Origin of the sequence: Serratia sp. 506_PEND (genome assembly GCF_001076875.1) — a bacterium.
Classification (GTDB): domain Bacteria; phylum Pseudomonadota; class Gammaproteobacteria; order Enterobacterales; family Enterobacteriaceae; genus Serratia; species Serratia marcescens.
Genome location: NZ_JVEL01000088.1, coordinates 1 through 309 on the forward strand (window position 1 = coordinate 1; position 309 = coordinate 309).

Sequence of the window (309 nt, forward strand, 5' to 3'; positions counted from 1 at the left end):
GCACAGCCGGCAGAAACTGCTGCTGCAATAACGCGAGGTAGGACGTTTCCACATAAGGACCGATACGGCCCCCCTGATACAGCCCCATATCCGCCAGCGGGGTGTTTTTACGCCGGTAATCGCCAAAGGAGAGTGTGGCCTCCCGGATAAGGTTCAGTCGTGGCAGCAAATCAGCGCCAAATGCCTGTTGTCCGGCACTTTCACGCGCACCGATAAACTGTCGGGCAGACAGCAGAACCTGATGCCCCGCATTACGGTTCGCCAGGTAATAGTGATACCAGCCCAGACTGAAAAGAGACGCCGTCAGCA

The 309-nt window shown here is 57.0% G+C and carries 1 protein-coding gene; it reads right to left on the bottom strand.

Going from position 1 to position 309, the window contains the following annotated elements; translation table 11 throughout:
• Nucleotides 1–309: ImcF-related family protein (locus ADK28_RS02795; protein ID WP_048794814.1), on the bottom strand; the 309-nt coding region annotated here is incomplete at both ends.